Genomic DNA, 19370 nt, shown 5'->3' with positions numbered 1-19370 from the left:
CCAAAAGTTGGACAGGTTAGTTAACTTAAATATTGAGCTCGGTATTGCACTGGGCTCAATTCTTTTAAAGCAAGTTTAATTCGTTTTTAATTTATTCCAATATTTTTCGTAAATATCCACTGCTTCACCCACATCGCCTTGCATAATGCCTTTTTCAATGTTCTCAGCAGATGGGAATAAGGTTGGGTTATTCGCCATTTCAGGTGAAAGTAATGATTTCACGCCTTCATTTGGCATAGAGAAGCCCATTTTCTCAACGACTAATTTCGCATTTTCAGGACGAAGTAAGAAGTCGATAAATTTATAAGCGCCTTCTGTATTTTTCGCACCTTTGGGAATCGCGTAGTTATCCATCCAGAAAATCGCGCCTTCTTTTGGATACACAAATTGGATACTTGGATTTTCTTTGTGTGCTAAATAAGCCGAACCATTCCATAACATACCAATAGAGGCTTCACCTTGAACAAACGGTACTTCTGGCGAGTCAGAGTTAAAGGTCACCACATTTGGTAACAATTTAACTAAGCGCTCATAAGCCGCTTTAATCTCTTCTTCATTCGTGGTGTTTGGTGATTTTCCATCTAATATCAATGCAATATGGAATACTTCACGCGCATCACTGGTTAATAATACTTTGCCTTTAAATTCTGGGTTCCATAAGTCAGCCCAGCTTGTGATTTTACTTGGATCAATATCATCCGCATTCACGCCGATACCAGTTAAGCCATAAACATAAGGCAAAGAATATTTGTTATTTGGGTCAAATTCCTTGTTTAATAAGTTTGCCGGAATTTGTTTAAAATTACTTAATTTGCTGTGATCAAGCTCTTGTAACATATTTTCTTTCGCCATTTTATTGACGTAATAGCTTGATGGGAAAACTAAATCATAACCACTGCCTGTGCTAGAGGTCAGCTTCAATTTAGCATACATTTCTTCATTACTTTCAAACGTAGAATAAATCACTTCAATGCCCGTTTCTTTGGTAAATTCTGCAACCAAATTTGATGGCACATAGTCAGTCCAGTTGTAAACATACAGTTTTTCAGCAGCAAGTGCAGCAGAAGTTGCAGCAAATGCAACGGCAGAAAGACAAAGTGATTTGATGTATTGAACAGCATTTTTTTTCAATTTATTGACCTCCTCAGGACAATCAAAATAAACCTTAAGTAATCGTTTACTTGTATAAACTTGGGGAGTATAGCACCTTTTTAGCAAAAGGTTTGACATATTTTCCCATCAGGGTAAGATTCCCTCAATTTCAATTTTATGTTAATTAGGCATCAATCATGCTCGAATTTGCTCATCAAGAACATATCAAATCTTATTATTTCGACAGTCGAAACCAAACTTTCGAACTACCGCCTCTCACTCAGCAAGAAGAAGCGGATGTTTGCGTTATTGGGGCGGGTTTTTTCGGTTTATCCGCTGCCCTTGAATTAGCAGAAAAAGGCAAGAAAGTCATTGTGTTAGAAGGTGCCAGAGTGGGATTTGGTGCTTCAGGGAGAAGTGGCGGCCAAGCTATCAACGGTTTTGAAGAAGGCATTGACGAATATATTGCTCAAGTGGGCTTTGATAAAGCGAAAAAACTTTGGGATATGTCGCTGGAAGCCATTGATATTATTGATGAACGTATTGCGAAATATGGTATTCAATGTGATTGGAAAAAAGGTTATGCCACATTGGCGTTAAATGAACGTCGTATGGACGATCTCATTGAAATGGAAAAAGCCAGCCACGCGACTTTTGGCTATGACAAAATGCAACTTTGGGATAAAGCCAAGCTTAAACAACATCTAGGCAGTGATATTTATGTAGGCGGTTTATACGATAGCAACTCAGGCCACTTACACCCATTAAATTATTGCTTAGGTTTAGCAAAAGCCTGCTTAGATTTAGGCGTGCAGATTTATGAACAATCTCCCGTTGTGGATTTAGTCGAAAAATCAGGCTGCATTGAAGTCAAAACCGATAAAAGTGCGGTCATTTCTCGAGACGTTATTTTAGCCACCAACGCTTATATTGATGCACTACCGAAATCCATTCATCACGGCATTAATCGTAAAATCTTACCAGTCGAGAGCTTTATTATTGCGACCGACCCCCTAGATCAAGCCACAGCGGATTCCGTGATCAATAACGGCATGTCTGTTTGCGATAACAATATCTTGCTCGATTATTATCGTTTGAGTGCGGATAACCGTTTGTTATTTGGTAGTGACTCGAGCTCAGAAAAAGACATGGTGCAAATTATGCGTCGCAATATGTTGCATGTTTTCCCGCAATTGGAAAACGTCAAAATTGACTATGGCTGGGCAGGACCGATTGATATGACACTCAACGCAAGCCCACATTTTGGTCGCATTTCACCACATATTTATTTTGCACAAGGCTATTCTGGACATGGAGTCGCTCTCACTGGACTTGCTGGACGCATTATTGCAGAAGCAATCCTAGGCAATGACGAACGTTTAAAAATTTTTGAAGGATTAAAAGTGCCTTCATTTTATGGTGGAAAATATCTTAAAAACTTAGCCACCAAGATCGGCGTACTCTATTACAAATTCCTCGATCGTTATCGTTAATTAAAAAAACAAAAGGCGTGTTTAATACACGCCCTTATTGTTTCAATGACATTTAAGGTTTAATATCTCGTAAAATAGGGTTTTGCATCGAAATCAAGGTTTCCGTTGATTGAATTTCATCAATTAACTGGATCTTAGTCGCCAGCACGGAATGTAATTCAGCAATCGTGTGTGTCATCACTTTAATAAAAATAGAATAATTTCCTGTGGTGTAATAGGCCTCCACTACTTCATCAAAGGTATCAAGCTTTTTAATCACTTTTTCATAATCTTTTGCACTTTTCAAAATAATGCCAATAAAGCAGCACACATCGTAACCCAGCTTACGCTCATCAATAATCGCTTTTGTCCCTTCAATCAGACCAGACTGACGCATTTTCTCTACGCGGACATGAATCGTCCCTGGGCTCACCCCAAAGTTTTTCGCCATTTCTGCATAAGGTGTACGAGCATCTTTAGTCAGTACACGGAGAATTTGGCGATCGAGTATATCGATATTGTTCATAAAACACTCCTTATTAGATCTTTTTTAAAATATCTTCTTTATTTTTGATAATATTCAACATTTAAAACAATGTAAAGAAATTACTTGAAATAAATTACAATTTTATTGAATAATGCACAACAAATCTTATCAGTTATTATAAAAAGAAGGATAAATATGAAAAAGACGTTTATTTTACAACAACAAGAAATCAGCTTTGTGAAGAACACCTTTACTCAAAACTTGATTGAACAACTTGGCATTATCGAAGTACAAGGTCCAATTCTTAGTGAAGTTGGCAACGGTATGCAAGATAACTTATCAGGCATTGAGAAAGCGGTTCAAGTAAACGTGAAATGCATCCCAAATGCGGTTTATGAAGTGGTTCACTCATTAGCAAAATGGAAACGTCACACTTTAGCACGTTTCCACTTTAAAGAAGGCGAAGGCTTATTTGTGCACATGAAAGCATTACGTCCAGATGAAGATTCATTGGATCCAACTCACTCTGTTTATGTGGATCAATGGGACTGGGAAAAAGTGATTCCTGAAGGTCGTCGTAACTTTGCTTATTTAAAAGAAACTGTACGTTCTATCTATCGTGCAATCCGTTTAACTGAATTAGCAGTAGAAGCTCGTTTTGATATCCCATCAAGCTTACCAAAAGAAATCACCTTCGTTCACAGTGAGGATTTAGTGAAACGCTACCCAGATCTTTCAAGCAAAGAGCGTGAAAATGCGATTTGTAAAGAATATGGCGCCGTGTTCTTAATCGGTATTGGTGGCAAATTATCAGACGGTAAACCACATGATGGTCGTGCACCAGACTATGATGACTGGACAACTGAATCTGAAAACGGCTACAAAGGCTTAAACGGTGATATTTTGGTGTGGAACGCTGAGTTAGGTAAAGCGTTTGAGCTTTCTTCAATGGGTATTCGTGTGGATGAATCAGCATTACGTTTACAAGTTGGCTTAACCGGTGATGAAGATCGCTTAAAAATGGATTGGCACCAAGATTTATTAAACGGCAAATTACCTCTCACCATCGGTGGTGGTATCGGTCAATCTCGTATGGCTATGTTTTTACTTCACAAAAAACACATTGGTGAAGTGCAATCAAGTGTATGGCCAAAAGAAATGTTAGAACAATATCAACATATTCTTTAATCGAAAGAGAAAATAAAAAGTGCGGTCATTTTTCCAACGTTTTTTTCAACATTCCTTCATTTGATAAAAATAATAAGGGTCGGTTTTAACCGACCCTTTTGCTTAGAAATCAAATGATGCGTTGAATGAGAATGTGCGCGGTGCGCCGGATACAAGGTAGCCTCGACCCAGATAGCCGCCGACGGATTCCCAGTATTTTTTATTCGCCAAATTGTCAATGCGGGCGCGCAAGGTTACCGGCGTGTTGCCCAACATCACGATATAGCGTGCGCCGACATCCACGCGCGTCCAGTCGCCCACTTTAAGTGTGTTTTGCGCATTGGCGTAGCTGGATCCGGTGTAAGTCAGACGGGATTCTAAGGTTAAACCTTGCAATGCCGGAACGTCCCATTCTGCGCCGAGGTTGGCTTGGAATTTCGGTACGCCGATAGTGTATTTGTCGTCCGTATCGGCAGAACCGGTGTTGCGTTGTTTAGCGTGTAAGAAAGTGGCGCCGCCTAACAAGCGTACATTGTCGATTACTTGACCGTACACATTGATTTCAGCGCCGTTGTGACGATCTTTCCCTTTTTCGCTGAAAATCAGATTTTCATCTACATAACCGCGCGGTTTTTCCGTTGAGAACAAGGCTAAACTTGCGCCGAAACCGCTTTGCGATTCATATTTCACGCCGACTTCTTTCTGTTTGGAAACGTACGGGCTGAGCATATCGCCTTTGTTGCGTGCGGTTGACGGTGCGGTTTCGCCTTGCGCCAAACTTTCAATGTAGTTGGCATACGCGGATATTTCCGGCGTGAAACGGTAAACTACGCCGAGGCTCGGGCTGACGTGCGCTTCTTTATAACGTTGATTCAACGCGCCGGTATTATAAGCGAAGTTTTGCGTATAAAGCTGTTGCCAACGTGCGCCAAGGGTGACTTGTAAAGTTTTATCCAAGAACGATAGCGTATCGGCAAGCGCCACGCTGTTTAAGACAACGCGGTTGGTCAATGCCGGCGAAGCAAGATCGTTACCTTTTAGCGCATTGGCGGAATAGCTAATGCCGTTAATGTAAGTCGGACGATATAAATTGGTGGCAAAAGTATTCTGCCAGTCCATGACATAGGCATTTTTGCGTTTTTCCTGATAACGATTGGCGGCAAGCACAACTTCATGATCTACCGCACCGGTTGCAAAGGAACCTTTTACGCCCACTTCGCCGGTATGGATAATATTGCGACGCGCATTGTCAAAACGATATTCCTTGCCGTCACCGTTTACATTTTGCACGGTAAGATTGGCTAATACGTTTTCTTCTTTACCGTCGCGGAAACCGTAAGCGGCATAGCCAGTTAAGTTCGGTAGGAAATCATATTCTGCCCGCACAGTACCGAATACGTCGCGTTCGTCGGAATAAGTCCAGCGTTGCGCCCAGTTTGAGGTGGCTTTTGGTGCCGCCGGTACGCTGCTGACACCGAATAAGGTGACGCTTGGGCGTGTGCCGCTCAGATTATTTTTTTGATAGCCTAAGTCGGCGGATACGCGGGCTTGTTCACCTTTCCAGTCCAAGCCGAGGTGGAACACGGTATTACGCGCATTGTCGTGATCAATTTCGCTTTCGCCTTCCGTATGCGCCACATTTAAACGCACGCCGAATTCTTTGTTATCACCGAAACGACGGGAAATATCCGCGCCGACGTTGGTGCGTTCACTGGAACTGTAACCGATGTTTAAACGGTTTAAATCTTCTTGCGGTGCACGTTTCGGCATTAAGGCAATCGTGCCGCCGATAGAGCCGCCACCCGGCGCCATGCCGTTTAAGAATGCCGACGCGCCGCGTTGCACGTCAACCCGCTCGAACATTTCGGAGGCGATATATTGGCGCGGTAATAAGCCGTATAAGCCGTTATATAAAATGTCATCGGAGTTGGTAATGAAACCGCGCATAAAATAGGCTTCCTGAAAATTACCAAAGCCGCGCGCCACCCGAACGGTCGGATCGTTTTTGAGCACGTCCGCCACGCTGCGGGCTTGTTTGTCCTGAATGAATTTATTGGTGTAGCTGGTCGTCGAGTACGGATTTTCCAAATTGGCTTTGTTGCCTAAAATACCGACACGGCTTCCGGCGGCAACCTGTCCGCCGGCAAATTCTTTGCTTAAGCCGTCATAGGAAGCGTCCGCACTGATTTCGATCGTCTCCAATTGTTCGCTTTGGGTTGATTCTTGCGCATAAGCGAAATTAAGCGCAAAAAGCACTGCACTTGCGATCATGGTGCGCATAAAGGTTTTTTGCATAAAAATGCTCCTAAATAAAGGTTAAATTGCGTAGTCGTCAAACTACATTTACATTTTCGGCAAGCCGCGTTGTGCCTTTGGCGCAGAACGGGTTTACCATAAAAATTCCTGCGGCGGATTAAATTTTCCGCAGCATGAACAAGAAATAAGTACCGCCGAGTAGGGTGGCGACCAAGCCCGCTGGAATTTCGTACGGAAACAAAATTTGCCGCCCGAACCAATCCGCCAGCAACATAATCGTGCCGCCTAACAAAGCGGAAATCAGCAGTTGCGCCTTGGCTTTGTGCACGCCTAAGGAATAAGTCAGATGCGGCACTAGCAACCCGATAAAACTTAACGGACCGATCATCAGCGTGGCAAGTGCGGTCAGCACGGCGCTGAATAAAATCAGCAGCAGGCGCGCACGTTTTAAGTTCAAGCCTAAAGCCTGCGCCATTGGCGCTTGCAGGCTCAACAATTCCAGCCAACGGCTGAACAATAAACTGCCCGCCAGCAGAACAAGGCTCAACCCCATAAACGGCACGGCAAGTTCCGGCGTGGTGTTTTGCGTCGAGCCGGAAGTCCACGCGATCAGTTGATTGGCGCGTGGATCGCCACTGGCAATCACAATCCGTTGTAAGGTGTCGAACAGCGCGGACAAACTGATACCAGTCAGCAACACTTTTTCCGGCAACATACCGTTGTGGCGATTAATCGCGGATAAAATCAACAGGGCGACCAGCGCGCCGCCGATGCCCGCCAGCCAGAACCACAGCGGCTGCTGGGCGGAAAACACGAACAATAGCAGCAAAATCCCCATACTCGCGCCGGAAGACACGCCCAATAATTCCGGGCTTGCCATTGGGTTTAAGGTCAGGCGCTGCAATAACACGCCGGCAACGGACAGCAAAATGCCGGCGCACAGCGCGATTAAAATGCGCGGATAGCGCAGATTGAGGATTTCCGGCGCAAACGGGTGATTGAAATCCAGCACCGACCACTGATCGAACGCGCTTTTGCCTACATTCAGCGCCAGCCACAAACTGACGGCGAACAGCATAATCAGCAGCCAAGTAAAGTACAGTCGAAATCGGCGTTGTTTTTTCCGTTCCTCGCCGGTTAGCCGTCCGCTGTGCGGCAACGCGCGGAACATCAGCCACAGCAATAACGGCGTGCCTAATAAGGCGGTGACGGCGCCGGTCGGGAAACTGAGTTGCGTATAAAAATTAAGTAGTTGTAGCAATAAATCGGTGATCGCCAATAACAACGCGCCCACCAAAAATGCCGAAATTAACTGCCATGCTAAAGTTCGCACGCCGAGCTGTCGCACAATGGTTGCCGCCGCCAAGCCGATGAAACCGAGCATACCCACCGCACTGACCACGGCGGCGATTAAATACGCGCTGACGATCACCGCAAACAGGCGCAATTTGCCCACCGGCACGCCGAGGCTCTGCGCGTTGCTATCGTTCAAGGTCAGAATGGTGAGCGGGCGGATAAATGAAAAAACAAGGCAAAAACCGATCGCACTTTGCGCCAGCAGCCACTGGCTGTCTCGCCAGCTTTCCTGCACCAACGAGCCGGCGCCCCATTGCGCCAAGCCGCGCGATTCTTCCGGATAAAATAACATCATCATGCCGGTGAACGCGCCGAAATATAAATTAACCACCAAGCCCGCCAAAATTAACAATAACGGCGACATGGTTTTGCGCAGCGACAAGCTCATCACCAACAATAAACTCAAGCTCGCGCCGAGCAACGCGATTAAGCCGCTGCCGTATTCCAATAACTGCGGCGCGAAAATAGCGCTTAAAAACAGCCCGAACTGCGCGCCGCCGCTGATACCGAGGGTGTTGTCGGAGGCGAGCGGATTTCTCATCACTTGTTGCAACAATAACGCGGCGAACGCCAGCCCGCCGCCGGCGAGTAACGCGATGCTAATGCGCGGCAGAGTATAGCTTTGCACCAACAATAACGGCAGCGAATCGCCGGCGCGCAATAAATCGGTCAGTGCCGCGTCGGGCGGCAGTTGCAGGTGCAGTAAGAATGCGCCGAGCGCGACGAAAATCACGCTCAACACGACAATCAATAATGCGGCGCGGTTTACCATGCGTCACCTCCGTGCAGTAAGCCATCGGCGAACACATGGGCGAAACGCAGTGCCGATGGAATCGCGCCGAACGACCACACCGCCGGCAGAATCAACGCTTCTCTGGTCATCGGCAAATGTTGCCACAGCGTATTATGCGTGAGCGCGCTGGCAATGTTGGCGGGATAAGGTTTGACGATCACAAAACGAGTGTTCGGCGGCAGTTTGGCGAGTTCGGTGATGTCGATATTCTGAAAACCCCAGTAATTCACCTCCGGCAGATAGGCGTTGCGGAAGCCGAGTTGTTTCGCCACCGCGCCGAACAGACTGTTTTCGCCGTAAATGCGCAGGTGACGGGTATCGATAAATTGCAGCAAGGCGAGCGGGCGAGCGGTAAAGGCGCTTAATTCTGTTTTCAGCCGTTGCACGTCTTGTTCATATTGCGCCAGCAGTTGTTGCACTGCCTGCGGTTTGCCGATAATTTGCCCGATAGTTCGGGTGGCGCTCAGCACGTTTTGCCACGCGTCGCCCGCCTGATAAAAATCTACGTTATGCACTTGCGCATAAGGACGCAGTAAATTATTGAGTGACGCATAAAAATTGCTGTTAATGAAAACTAAATTCAGGTCATCGGCAGAATGTGACAAAGTGGCGATAAGTTCTAAATTCGGCTGTAAACGAACGCCTAAATCGACGGTAGTTTTCGGCAATTCGGGTTGCTTGACCCAAGTTTGATAACTTTGCATATCGCCCACCGCGAGCGGCGGTTCGCCCAATGCAATGAGGGTTTCCGCCACCGTCCAATCCACCGTGGCGTAGCCGTTATGCGACGCGGCAAATAGCACGCTGTGCGCTAAAAGTGCGGTCATTCCGAGCAGTGTTTTTAATAATTTACGCATTTTAATAAAAACTCACCGGACGTTGGGTTTGTGGGTGCGGGATCACGTTCAGCCGAATGCCGTAAATCGCCTCCAACGACGGCGGGTTGACGATTTGCTGCGCGTCGCCCTGCGCCAGCAGTTTGCCGCTGTGCAGCGCCACCAAATGATCGCAAAAACGCGCCGCCAGATTGATGTCGTGAATCACGATCACCACGCCCAACCCCAAATCGCGACTTAATTGATGCACTAACTGCATAACTTCCACTTGGTGCGCAATATCCAACGCGGCGAGCGGTTCGTCCAACAGCAGAAAACGGCTTTGCTGCGCCAACAGCATGGCGAGCCAAATGCGCGACCGTTCGCCGCCGGACAGCGTATCCACCAGCTGATCGGCGAATTTTTCCGTGTGGGTCAGGCGCAACGCTTCGGCGATCGCCTGTTTATCCGCCGCCGTTTGGCGTCCGAATAGCCCGTTCCACGCATAACGTCCCATGCCGATTAATTCGCGCGCGGTTAAATTGGTGGTGGCGGGCAGATGTTGCGGCAGATAGGCGACCCGTTTGGCAAATTCTCGTTGGTTCCAGTGCGCAATATCTTTGCCGTCCAACAAAATCGAACCGCCGGACAGTTGGGTCTGACGCGCCATTAATTTGATTAAGGTGGATTTGCCGGAACCGTTATGCCCGATCAAACCGTACACCTTGCCGGCATCAAACGTTAATGAAGTGGGGAAGAGCAAGGTACGCTGCGGAATGCGAAAAGAAATCTGATCAAGTCGGAACACGGTTTCACCACAGCTTATTTAGTCGGTTGTCAAAAGTCACGCAATTTTATATGAAAACGATTTTCATTTCAATTTAAACACTGAATTGTTTCAGGCGGGTAAAGTGCGATTGTTTTCGCGGGCGTTTTTAAGGACACTTTTGAAAGGCATAGTAGAGAAAATCATAAGTCATTTTATCTACTATGCCTTTTGTTCTAGTAGGCGGGTGAAATTTGTGATTCGATTATTGATTCATCGACATACACAATAACGTCAATGGATGGATACAAGTCACGTTAGATGACATATCGATCTGCCATTTACAAGTTTGACATTCAGAAATCACATAATCAAATCCGCCTGCATTGATGTTATCAAACAGTGTTTTCCCTATGGCTTGCGAAACCTCGTAGTTTTCTTCTTTGAAACCGTATGTTCCTGCAATACCACAACATTGTGATGGTAACATCACCACTTCTAAACCTGGAATTTGTTTTAACACTTCCAAGGTGTATGGCGCCCAACCTGCTTTATCCACGTGACATGCGGTGTGATAAGCCACACGCAATTTCAATGGTTTAAGCGGTAAGGTTTTACCTTCTTTAAAGAGTTGATATAAGAATGGTGTCACCATGTGAATATGTGGACGAACTTTCGCATTGTCGATACCTAAAATATGATGATATTCATCACGTAAATTTAGGGAACAACTTGATGCCTCACTGATCACATCTAAGCCATTTTCATCCACCATTTTGCTGATGTAATCGGTGTTAAATTGTGCGATTTTCTTCGCTCTCTCTGGGAATTGGTTTACGCTTAATGGCAAGCCGCAGCATTTTTCTTTTTCCAATAACACCACGCCAATATCCATAGCATTGAACACTTGAATAAATTCTTTACCCAATTGTGGGTTATTGTAGTTCACATAACAACCGTGATAATACGCCACTTTGCGTTCGAATTTTTGTTGGCTTTCCACCATTTTTTTCATATACCAGCTGCGGAACGTACCAAAGGAATATTTTGGTAACGTACGATGACGGCTGATTTTTAACGCTTTTTCCAACACAAATTTTGTCGCTTTCAAACCCGTAATTGTGTTCACAATTGGGGCTAGTGGCGTGTTAAGTGACCCCATAATATCGGTATTACTTAAAATTGCATCACGTAATTTTTGCACTGCTGGCTTGTGTTGTTGAGCAAGGTATTTGTTTCTTGCACGAACAATAATGTCACCAATTTTTACATCAGACGGACACGCAATTTCACAACGTTTACAGTTGGTACAGTATTTTAATGCTTCATCATAAAGCTCGGCTGATTTTAAGCGTAGACGCTCACCATCTGGACCCGATTGTTTTGGACCTGGATAGTTTGGATTTTGACGCGAAACAGGACATACTGCCGTACACGCCGTACATTTAATACAGCTCTCAAAACTTTCATCAAAGGCATGATGATGTTGTGGTGCATTAAGGGATTGTTTTGCATTTTCAATTAATTGTTGAATGTTCATAACACCTCCTTAATGTGTGTTGTGAAGAATTTCATCCGCAACAGCAAGCGCTGTTACCACTGCCACGCCTGAACCACAACCGAGTTCTAACGCATTGAAACCACCAATCACATTACCCACTGCATATAAATTCGTTAAAAATTGACCGCTCTTTTGTACTTGGCATTGAGCATTGATCGCCACACCCGCAGATTGATACGGTTGTGGATTTGAGAAACGATGATCTGTCCAAGTAAAACGATCAGTATCTTTAAAGCCTTCCACACCGATGATGTCAGAATGAAATACGGGCTCGTAGATTTTATCGAATTCAGAGACTAAACCTTTACTGAAGAAGCTGCCTGACGCTAATACGAAATGCTCTGCCGTGATTTCTTCCTCTTCGTGCAAGCGAGTTTGAATGGCGCGAACTTTGCTTCCATCAAAATGCGCTTTTAATGCACTATCACCATTCATCATAAGTCCGCCTAATTTCTCAAAACGATGGCGTAATTGAATACGTTGACGCATACCTAATAAAGAAGGCGGTAAAGTTGGTAATTCAAATAATGGCAAGCCGGTTGCTTTGCGAAGTGACTCCATAAACTCTTGATTTTCTAGACCGAAACAAGCTGGTAAGAAAATCGCTTCGGTGCCTTTCGCGGCTTCTTTCATTTCAGCCACCAGATCATCAAATTTCAGTTTATATTCTAAAACTTGTGCAATATTTACACTGCGGAATTCGCGCGAATTTGCACGTAACTGATCCAATTCAGGAATATTTAAAAAGCCCGTTTTCACTTCACAATGGGCAAATTGTGGATTGAGCGTAAGGTTATCCGCCAATAATTCTGGTTGGAAATCGTGATAGCCTTCAATGCCTAAAACCGCAATTTTTTTATACGGAAATGGTGTGTCGCCTTGTACAGTTGGTACACTATTTGGTGAAAGCCATGCACCACGTAAGCTACCTAAACCCGTTACGCGAAGATGATTTTCTGCACTTGAGCCAATTAAATCTAAATTTAACGATTCCGCTAATTTTTCGAAATCTTGCGCTTTTGCTAATACGCGTTCAGCTCCCATAATGCTATAAGGGTGTTGTGGTAATTGAGCGGAAAGTGCGGTCAAATTATCAGGAATATTTTTAACAAACGCGCCATTTGGTAAACGGCTTAATAAATCCAAGGAGCCAGATGCAAAATCAATCGCCGCTTGACCGTTATTAATAATGACACAACGTTTGCCTTGTTCTTGTAGGGTGATGCCGCAAGTTAAACCTGCAAGGCCACCACCAATAATCACTACATCAAAATTCATTGTTATCCGTCCCTTGCTGTTTGTCAGTTTCAAGCGGTTGAACATCATTTAAGCCCAACACACTGCCATACATCCATGAAGTAAATTCGGCTTCACGAATCGCTTCGCCCCATGCAATAGGCTCAATACCGCGCCAACGCTCTTCCATGAAAGAAGTCAATTGTGTGGTGGATTGGCGAGGTGTTGCCACTTCAAAACGGTTCATTAAGCCCGCCGCACGGCACGCACAAAGCTCAGCTTGGCAAGTCCCCATACCCACACGAGTACGACGACGTAAATCTACTAAGTTATTGACGTTTAATTCATCAACAGCATAACGTACTTCACCCGCTGTCACCGCTTCACATTCGCACACCATTGAACGATCGAGACGTTCTTTATCTAATAAACGGGTAGCACGGGATCCATGACGATACACGGCTGAATAACGAATCGTACTTGGAAGTGAAATGACTTTCTGATTGGTTTCTGCACGGCTTTCGGTTGAACCTGGCAATGGACGCTCTGCAGTCGTACAACGTGCTGTTTTATTGAGTTTTTTACAAACGAGATCCGTTGCCCATTCAGCCATTAAGCGATAAGTCATTAATTTACCGCCAGTGATAGTAATAAAGCCGTCTAAGCCATCACGTTCTGCGTGGTCAAGTAACACGATACCACGGCTTACGTTACGACCAGATGGATCATCATCCGTCGCCACCAATGGACGAACACCTGCATAAGCACGTAATACGCGAGTATGACGCAAGCTTGGTGCGAGTTTTTCCCCTTCACGGAAAAGAATATCCACTTCTTCTGGGGTGACTTCCATGTTATCAATTTGATCGTAAGGAATACGACTAGAGGTTGTACCGATAACGCAAATAGTATCACCCGGTACAAGAATATCCGCATCCGCCGGTTTACGACAACGGTTAATCACCATTTTATTGATACGGTGCCCCATGACAAGTAATGCGCCTTTGGCTGGGAACATTTTAATTTTAAGGTCCGCATATTCTGCAATGCCTTGTCCCCAAATACCACCTGCATTAACGACTAATGGCGCAAAGAATTTACGGTTTACACGATTTTTGTGATCGTAAACATCCACACCGATTACTTTGCCCCCTTCGCGAATTAAGTTTTTCACTTCGCAATAAGTGAACATTTTCGCGCCATTTTCGGTAGCATCCATCACGTTTGAGGCTGTTAAACGGAAAGGATCGATTGAACCATCTGGCACAACAACGGCACCAACTAAATCAGGGTTTACTGATGGTTCCATAATCTGGGCAAGTTTAGGATCAATGGCGACGGCTTCAATACCGGATTTGGTACAACTTTCGATGAACGTTTTTTGATAATCAAGGGAATCTTCAGGTAAGGTGATAAATAAACCTTCTGTTTCATCCACACAGTGACGGGCGATATTGCGCAGAATTTTATTTTCTTTAATACATTCTTCTGCTGATTCCTGATCGTTTACGGCATAACGCGCACCACTATGTAACAAACCGTGGTTACGACCTGTTGCACCTGTCGCAATATCACGACGCTCTAATAAAATACAGTTAATTCCACGCAATGCACAGTCACGAGCAATCCCCGCACCTGTTGCACCACCACCAATGATAATCACATCCGTCGAGATAGGTGAAAAATCCCCCACATCACGATACATATTAGGCGATAATCCCATTGTTACCCCCAAAGCCAAAATATTAATTAAAAGAAACGTAAAAACTGTTACGAAGTCTGCTGCTATTGTATGGGAGAGCAATTAAATTCACAACATTTTGAGCGAAAAAGAAAACTGTTTTGTGATATAGATCACGCAATTTTCGTATTCGCTCATTTGTTAAAATTTTTTTTGTGAAATACATCACATTTTTGAATTATTTCTCTTTTTAATTTCTATTTTTATTTTATCATGCACGCTATCCCCATTGTCGGGGTGGACTCATAATTAAAATGATTTTGGAGAAAAATTATGTTTGGACCATTTAAACCCGCACCGCATATTGCGGAACTTCCTGCGGAGAAAATTGATTCCACGTATAAACGCTTACGTTGGCAAGTGTTTGCAGGGATCTTCTTTGGTTATGCCGCTTACTATTTTGTACGTGCAAACTTTGACTTAGCACAACCTGGTTTAATTCAAGCTGGCTTGTACTCAAAAGCGGAATTAGGTGTTATCGGCTCAGCAGCCGGTCTTGCCTACGGTTTATCTAAGTTCGTAATGGCAGGTATGTCTGACCGTTCGAACCCTCGTGTATTCTTACCATTTGGTTTATTGCTTTCTGGTCTTTGTATGACCATGATGGGTTTATTCCCATGGGCAACTTCAGGCATTCATCATGTGGGTAATGATCTTCTTAAATGGTTGGTTCCAAGGTATGGGTTGGCCTCCATGTGGTCGTACAATGGTACACTGGTGGTCTAAATCAGAACGCGGTACTATTGTATCTATCTGGAATACCGCGCACAACATCGGTGGTATGATGCCAGGTGCAATGGTGCTATTAGCAAGTGCTGTCTTCTTCAGCACTCACGGCGTTGAAGCACAAGCAAAAGACATTTGGCAACAATCTCTCTACTATCCTGGTATTGCTGCAATGATCTGTGCAATTCCTGTTTACTTTGTCATGCGTGATACTCCACAATCTTGTGGTTTACCGTCCATCGAAAAATGGCGTAATGACTACCCAGATGACTATAACGAAAAAACTTACGAAAACGATTTAAGCACAAAAGAAATCTTCGTAACTTATGTATTGAAAAACAAATTGTTATGGTACATTGCGATTGCTAACGTATTCGTATACTTAATCCGCTACGGCGTATTAAAATGGTCTCCGGTTTACTTAAGTGAAGTGAAACACTTCAACATCAAAGGTACCGCATGGGCCTATACAATCTATGAATTAGCAGCAGTTCCAGGTACATTATTATGTGGTTGGGTATCAGATAAAGTATTCAAAGGTAAACGTGGTTTAACAGGTTTTATCTTCATGATCTTAACTACAGCAGCTGTAGTGGCATACTGGATGAACCCAGCTACACCTGAAGCAGAGCTTGCAAACTATGCAGCTTGGTATGAAAACCCATATCAATTAACTGACTTCGTATTAATGACCTTAATCGGCTTCTTAATCTACGGTCCTGTAATGTTAATCGGCTTACACGCGCTTGAGCTTGCACCGAAAAAAGCAGCAGGTACAGCAGCAGGTTTCACCGGTTTATTCGGTTACTTAGGTGGTACTGTGTCAGCTTCAGCTGTTATCGGTTGGGCAGCACAACACTACGGCTGGGACGGCGGTTTCTACGTCATGATCGGTGGTGGTGTCTTAGCGGTGTTATTACTCTTCATCGTAATGGTTGAAGAAGGTAAACACAAAGCAAGATTAGGCGATACCTACGGTACTAAATAATCTATAAATTAAAGGCGACAGGCGAAGGCTTGCCGCCTTTTTTATTACAAAAAACAACTGAATTTTTAACCGCACTTTCAAGGAGAAATGCTTATGAAACTCAAAACTTTAGCGCTTTCTTTATTAGCTGCAGGCGTACTTGCAGGATGTAGCGCACACTCTTCTGTGGACACTATGAAATCAGACAAAATTATCATTGCTCACCGTGGTGCAAGTGGTTACTTACCAGAGCATACGCTTGAATCTAAAGCGCTTGCATTTGCACAACACGCAGACTACTTAGAACAAGACTTAGCGATGACAAAAGATGGTCGTTTAGTTGTTATCCATGACCACTTCTTAGATGGATTAACTGATGTCGCGAAAAAATTCCCAAATCGTCATCGTAAAGATGGTCGTTACTACGTAATCGACTTCACCTTAAAAGAAATTCAAAGTTTAGAAATGACTGAAAACTTTGAAACTAAAGATGGTAAACAAGCTCAAGTTTATCCAGGCCGTTTCCCACTTTGGAAATCGCATTTCAGAATTCACACTTTTGAAGATGAAATCGAATTTATCCAAGGTTTAGAAAAATCCACAGGTAAAAAAGTGGGTATCTATCCTGAAATCAAAGCACCTTGGTTCCACCACCAAAACGGCAAAGACATTGCAGTTGAAACCCTTAAAGTGTTGAAAAAATACGGTTACGACAAGAAATCTGACATGGTTTACTTACAAACCTTCGACTTCAATGAGTTAAAACGTATCAAAAACGAATTGCTACCAAAAATGGGCATGGATTTAAAACTTGTTCAATTAGTGGCATACACCGACTGGCATGAAACTGAAGAAAAAGATGCGAAAGGCAAATGGGTGAACTACGATTACGATTGGATGTTCAAACCAGGCGCAATGGCAGAAGTGGTAAAATATGCTGATGGTGTTGGTCCAGGCTGGTACATGTTAGTGGATAAAGAAAAATCTAAACCAGGCAATATCGTATACACCCCATTAGTGAAAGAACTTGCACAATACAAAGTGGAATTACACCCATACACCGTGCGTAAAGATGCTTTACCTGAATTCTTCACTGACGTGAATCAAATGTACGATGCATTATTGAATAAATCTGGTGCAACCGGTGTATTCACCGACTTCCCAGACACTGGCGTTGAGTTTTTGAAAAAACAAAAATAATACGTAAGTAAACGGAATAAAAAGAGCGGTCAAAATTCGTTGTGATTTTTGATCGCTAGCCATCCTGGAAAATTGAAAATAGTTAAAGTAAATAAGCATTATCTATTCAACACTAGATATAAACATACTAGTAAGATTATTTTTCTCATGAAAATATATATTAAACCCATATCCAATAAATGCTCCAGGAACAATTTTCAATAAATCACTAGCTGCTAGATGAGCCATTTTTCTTGCAGAAAATTTATTTTTTTGCGAGTTTTATTTTTATTATATTGTGTAGCGAGTTTTGAGAAAAATATCATATCCATTGCAGTCCCATCTATCCAATCAATTGTAGAATTATAGCCAGCAACCCATTCTAAGTTTGTGGTTTTATCCTCCAATAAATAACGAGCAATACCTTCATTGCCTGTTTCACATGTACCTAAAAATAGACCTTTTATGGTTTTTCTTGTATTTACTTTTGAAATAATATTTCTTAATTCTGTTCTTGAAATATCCACCTCATCAGGTCCTATAACTTTGGAATTGCCATGGGTTGCTAGATATATAACTTCAGTTTTTTTATCCTTGCTGCAATTTTCAAACGCAATCTTTAAAGAATTTTTCTCGCTAAATGAATGATGAAGAAAAGCATCTGAATTATTACAATGTATTGAGGCGATAGACTCAAAAACAGATTTAACTGTATCATTTCCTTCATCAAACCATCTGCTCTCAATAACTGAGAATGGCAAGTATTTCATGACCATATTAATATCCCTTATTTTTCAATTTTATTGAAATTTACTCTATTGTTTCTAAAATCAACATCCAAACAACATTTTCAGACCAATCTTTAGATACTATAAGATTTAGTCAACTAGTAGCCTACATATTCTAGGCACTAATTATTGCAATAATCAATATTTGAGTATTATTAACTACTACTTTTTTATATCTTAGTAAAAAAGCTTGCTGCTTATCCCAGCAAGCCCTTTAAAATCTATTTACTACGCAAACTGCTTTTTATTCTCTAAATAGCGTTTCGCACATTCTGCTGCAGCAACTAAACCACCCGCCATCATAATAATATCTTTAATCACGAGTCGGCCAGCACCTGAGAGATATGGAAAGCCATAATTAGGTGTTGGGAAGTCCCCACCTAAATTCGGCACCCAGGTTTCTGGTGTAAATATGAGGAACGACAGCGTGACTATCGACATACCAAAGGTGAGTAAGCCTCCAAATAGCCCGAGAGTTGGTGACCAAATCCCCGCTAATACTAAAATACCAATTGTCACAATGATTGCGCCAATAATATAAGAAGCTGTATAGGTGCCATTAGCTTTATGCCATTCGATATTTTTTGCGACCATTTTGCCTTCAGGGTTTTTATATAAGGTATATTCTTTCACTAAAACACCCTTATCATTTGTCACTTCATTTGCACCGTTTTTGTAAAGGAAGCTTAAGAAAGGACTATTTGACACAAAGTGTGCGATACCATCTGCCTCATATTGGCAAACTTTTAAACCTCCAATCCAAACCATCACCACACAAATCGCAATGCGGATAAAGTTAATAAATTGACGTTGCAATGGCGCAACAATATTAGCTAGCAATGTAACTAATGCACTCATTTAGAACTCCTTATATAGTTCAATTGATATTACGGGCATAATGTCCAAGAATTTTTATATAAAGTATTTATATAAATCATTAACAATATTACTCTCTAATATTGTTGGCA

General features: G+C 43.2%; 14 protein-coding genes and 1 pseudogene. 4 read left to right on the top strand and 11 right to left on the bottom strand.

Annotation, left to right across the window (positions count from 1 at the left end):
* Positions 1-75 precede the first annotated feature (75 nt).
* On the bottom strand, positions 76-1107 hold the full coding sequence (locus tag DX522_RS06490; protein ID WP_410002741.1) for an extracellular solute-binding protein: 1032 nt from the start codon (positions 1105-1107) through the stop codon (positions 76-78).
* A gap of 182 nt (positions 1108-1289) precedes the next feature.
* Between DX522_RS06490 and DX522_RS06485 the strand changes: the two genes are divergently transcribed.
* Complete coding sequence (locus DX522_RS06485) at positions 1290-2585, top strand: NAD(P)/FAD-dependent oxidoreductase (RefSeq protein ID WP_115180214.1); 1296 nt, start codon at positions 1290-1292, stop codon at positions 2583-2585.
* A gap of 52 nt (positions 2586-2637) precedes the next feature.
* Here the strand turns inward: DX522_RS06485 and asnC are convergent, their stop codons facing one another.
* A complete protein-coding gene (gene asnC, locus DX522_RS06480; RefSeq protein ID WP_075876149.1) occupies positions 2638-3090 on the bottom strand; it encodes a transcriptional regulator AsnC in 453 nt (150 codons plus the stop codon).
* A gap of 156 nt (positions 3091-3246) precedes the next feature.
* On the opposite strand from asnC, the gene asnA reads away from it, so the two are divergent.
* Complete coding sequence (gene asnA / locus DX522_RS06475; RefSeq protein ID WP_115180213.1) at positions 3247-4239, top strand: aspartate--ammonia ligase; 993 nt, start codon at positions 3247-3249, stop codon at positions 4237-4239.
* 102 nt (positions 4240-4341) lie between these two features.
* Here the strand turns inward: asnA and DX522_RS06470 are convergent, their stop codons facing one another.
* From DX522_RS06470 to glpA, 7 genes are all read right to left on the bottom strand, one after another.
* Positions 4342-6513 (bottom strand): TonB-dependent receptor, encoded by a 2172-nt coding sequence (locus tag DX522_RS06470; protein ID WP_115180212.1) that lies wholly within the window; start codon positions 6511-6513, stop codon positions 4342-4344.
* A 118-nt stretch (positions 6514-6631) separates the two neighbouring features.
* Positions 6632-8602, bottom strand: a complete 1971-nt coding sequence (gene fhuB / locus DX522_RS06465; RefSeq protein ID WP_115180211.1) for a Fe(3+)-hydroxamate ABC transporter permease FhuB — start codon at positions 8600-8602, stop codon at positions 6632-6634.
* Positions 8596-9480: an iron-siderophore ABC transporter substrate-binding protein gene (locus DX522_RS06460; RefSeq protein WP_115180210.1), complete on the bottom strand. Its 885-nt coding sequence runs from the start codon at positions 9478-9480 to the stop codon at positions 8596-8598. The genes fhuB and DX522_RS06460 overlap by 7 nt, the downstream gene beginning before the upstream one ends.
* Before the next feature lies 1 nt (position 9481).
* A complete protein-coding gene (locus DX522_RS06455) occupies positions 9482-10246 on the bottom strand; it encodes an ABC transporter ATP-binding protein (RefSeq protein ID WP_115180209.1) in 765 nt (254 codons plus the stop codon).
* A gap of 223 nt (positions 10247-10469) precedes the next feature.
* On the bottom strand, positions 10470-11744 hold the full coding sequence (glpC, locus tag DX522_RS06450) for an anaerobic glycerol-3-phosphate dehydrogenase subunit GlpC (RefSeq protein ID WP_115180208.1): 1275 nt from the start codon (positions 11742-11744) through the stop codon (positions 10470-10472).
* A 9-nt stretch (positions 11745-11753) separates the two neighbouring features.
* Positions 11754-13043 (bottom strand): glycerol-3-phosphate dehydrogenase subunit GlpB, encoded by a 1290-nt coding sequence (gene glpB / locus DX522_RS06445; RefSeq protein WP_115180207.1) that lies wholly within the window; start codon positions 13041-13043, stop codon positions 11754-11756.
* Positions 13033-14724 (bottom strand): anaerobic glycerol-3-phosphate dehydrogenase subunit A, encoded by a 1692-nt coding sequence (gene glpA / locus DX522_RS06440; protein WP_115180206.1) that lies wholly within the window; start codon positions 14722-14724, stop codon positions 13033-13035. The genes glpB and glpA overlap by 11 nt, the downstream gene beginning before the upstream one ends.
* 291 nt (positions 14725-15015) lie before the next feature.
* Here glpA and glpT point away from each other — a divergent pair.
* Positions 15016-16456, top strand: a pseudogene (gene glpT / locus DX522_RS06435) (glycerol-3-phosphate transporter).
* A 93-nt stretch (positions 16457-16549) separates the two neighbouring features.
* The gene (glpQ, locus tag DX522_RS06430) at positions 16550-17635 is read left to right on the top strand and encodes a glycerophosphodiester phosphodiesterase (RefSeq protein WP_115180205.1); all 1086 of its coding nucleotides are present in this window, start codon (positions 16550-16552) and stop codon (positions 17633-17635) included.
* A 215-nt stretch (positions 17636-17850) separates the two neighbouring features.
* On the opposite strand, the gene DX522_RS06425 is transcribed toward glpQ, so the two are convergent.
* Together DX522_RS06425 and DX522_RS06420 are read right to left on the bottom strand one after the other, a co-directional pair.
* Positions 17851-18390 (bottom strand): hypothetical protein, encoded by a 540-nt coding sequence (locus tag DX522_RS06425; protein WP_115180204.1) that lies wholly within the window; start codon positions 18388-18390, stop codon positions 17851-17853.
* 240 nt (positions 18391-18630) lie between these two features.
* Entirely contained in the window at positions 18631-19260 is a 630-nt protein-coding gene (locus tag DX522_RS06420; RefSeq protein ID WP_005697450.1) for a YkgB family protein, read from the bottom strand.
* Positions 19261-19370: the final 110 nt, after the last annotated feature.

Origin of the sequence: Haemophilus parainfluenzae, assembly GCF_900450995.1 — a bacterium.
GTDB classification, from domain to species: Bacteria; Pseudomonadota; Gammaproteobacteria; order Enterobacterales; family Pasteurellaceae; genus Haemophilus_D; species Haemophilus_D parainfluenzae_O.
The sequence above is the reverse complement of the archived record's forward strand: the minus strand, read 5'-3'. Positions and strand labels throughout refer to the sequence as shown.

What these genes read in the sequence shown, in the direction of transcription:
- DX522_RS06470 (WP_115180212.1), bottom strand. Translation starts at nt 6,513, where the DNA reads ATGCAAAAAACCTTTATGCGCACCATGATCGCAAGTGCAGTGCTTTTT.
- glpQ (WP_115180205.1), top strand. Translation starts at nt 16,550, where the DNA reads ATGAAACTCAAAACTTTAGCGCTTTCTTTATTAGCTGCAGGCGTACTT.
- glpB (WP_115180207.1), bottom strand. Translation starts at nt 13,043, where the DNA reads ATGAATTTTGATGTAGTGATTATTGGTGGTGGCCTTGCAGGTTTAACT.
- glpC (WP_115180208.1), bottom strand. Translation starts at nt 11,744, where the DNA reads ATGAACATTCAACAATTAATTGAAAATGCAAAACAATCCCTTAATGCA.
- DX522_RS06420 (WP_005697450.1), bottom strand. Translation starts at nt 19,260, where the DNA reads ATGAGTGCATTAGTTACATTGCTAGCTAATATTGTTGCGCCATTGCAA.
- asnA (WP_115180213.1), top strand. Translation starts at nt 3,247, where the DNA reads ATGAAAAAGACGTTTATTTTACAACAACAAGAAATCAGCTTTGTGAAG.
- DX522_RS06460 (WP_115180210.1), bottom strand. Translation starts at nt 9,480, where the DNA reads ATGCGTAAATTATTAAAAACACTGCTCGGAATGACCGCACTTTTAGCG.
- glpA (WP_115180206.1), bottom strand. Translation starts at nt 14,724, where the DNA reads ATGGGATTATCGCCTAATATGTATCGTGATGTGGGGGATTTTTCACCT.
- DX522_RS06485 (WP_115180214.1), top strand. Translation starts at nt 1,290, where the DNA reads ATGCTCGAATTTGCTCATCAAGAACATATCAAATCTTATTATTTCGAC.
- asnC (WP_075876149.1), bottom strand. Translation starts at nt 3,090, where the DNA reads ATGAACAATATCGATATACTCGATCGCCAAATTCTCCGTGTACTGACT.
- DX522_RS06425 (WP_115180204.1), bottom strand. Translation starts at nt 18,390, where the DNA reads ATGGTCATGAAATACTTGCCATTCTCAGTTATTGAGAGCAGATGGTTT.
- fhuB (WP_115180211.1), bottom strand. Translation starts at nt 8,602, where the DNA reads ATGGTAAACCGCGCCGCATTATTGATTGTCGTGTTGAGCGTGATTTTC.